The 1,313-nt window shown below is 68.1% G+C and carries 2 protein-coding genes; both read right to left on the reverse strand.

Annotated elements, in window-relative coordinates:
- Nucleotides 1–1,035 (reverse strand): porin (locus JMF90_RS37425; RefSeq protein WP_201326374.1); only part of this gene is annotated, 1,035 nt, incomplete at its 3' end.
- Nucleotides 1,032–1,205, reverse strand: coding sequence for a hypothetical protein (locus tag JMF90_RS37430; RefSeq protein ID WP_226292123.1), 174 nt, complete (start codon nucleotides 1,203–1,205; stop codon nucleotides 1,032–1,034). The genes JMF90_RS37430 and JMF90_RS37425, both read right to left, overlap by 4 nt.
- Between the last annotated feature and the right edge of the window lie 108 nt (nucleotides 1,206–1,313).

Genomic DNA, 1,313 nt, shown 5'->3' on the forward strand with positions numbered 1-1,313 from the left:
GTACATGCCGACCATCGCGCCGAACTGCGACGCGCCGGCGAGCGGCGTGGGGTCGTATTCGTAGACGGTCTGCGAACTCTGGCCGCTGTTGCGCGCATAGCCGAGGTTCACGTAGGCGACGGTGCGTTTCGACAGTGCATACGTGGTGCTTGCGATGAACAGCGTCGGATGGCCGATCGCCGGCGTGTGCGAATCGGTGTGGTAGACGCCCGCGTTCAGGCCGATTCCGTTCGACGTCAGGTAGCGCGCGCCGCCCCAGACGATCGTGCGGGCCGCGTCGAGGTCGCCGGTCAGGCGCTCGACGCCTGCATAGACGGTGAGCGGCAGCGTGGCGAACGCATAGCGCGCGGCGAGCGTGCCGAGTTCGCGACGCCGCGCGGACACATCGTCGGCCGCCGATACGTCGCCGTGCGCCTGGTGCAGCACCGCGCCGACCGATAGGCCGTTGCTCGTGTACTGGCCGCCGAGCTCGAGCACGCGTCCGGCGCGCGTATTGCCGGCGACGCCGGCAGTCGCGGCGAGCGCCTCGACGTCGAAGCCGGCGAACGTCGGCGACTGGTATTTGACCGAATGGTCGATGAAGTTCGCGTTCATCGGCACGAGCACGCCCTGGCCGCTGTACGACCCGTACCAGAGCGGGTCGTAGAACAGCGTCTTGTCGAACAGCACGCTGAACTGGCGGCCGAGCGTGACGGTGCCGACCGGCCCCGCGATGCCGACGTATGCGCCGCGGAAGAACGCGTAGCCGGGCACGGTCGCGGTGCCGTCGTTGAGGTTGAGGCCCTGTTCGAGCTTGAACAGCGCGCGCCAGCTGCCGCCGAGATCCTCGTGACCCTTGATCCCGACCTGTGAAGGCAGGATGCCGTAGTTCTGCAACCGCACGGTCGAACGATGCCCGTCGGCGTGCGTCAGGTATTGCACGCCGGCGTCGAGCGCGCCGTACAGCGTGAGGGCGGACTGCGCGTGCGCGGCGGCGCCGCATGCGGCCAGCGTCGCGGCGGCCGCGGCCGTGCGGATGAAGCGGGGTGTCGTCACGTCGGGTTCTCCATACCGTGCTGCATCGGTTTGTCGTTGGTGTTGTCGCGACGCAGTGTCCGCAGCGGGAAAACCGTCGAACAGTCGTCCAGATGAACGGTGCGGAAAACCCGCGGTGCCCGGCATGAACGCGGCGCAATGGCGCCGTGCACCGTGCTGCGCAGCAGCAACGTGCGGCGCACCGTTCAAATGGATGGGGCTGGCGAGCGTTCCGGCGCCGTGGCCCGCCAAAAAAGCTAGCTGGCTATAATCGGCCGGTGTCGTTGCGCATATCGGCA

Origin of the sequence: Burkholderia sp. E168m23 (genome assembly GCF_016586125.1) — a bacterium.
Lineage (GTDB): Bacteria > Pseudomonadota > Gammaproteobacteria > Burkholderiales > Burkholderiaceae > Burkholderia > Burkholderia orbicola.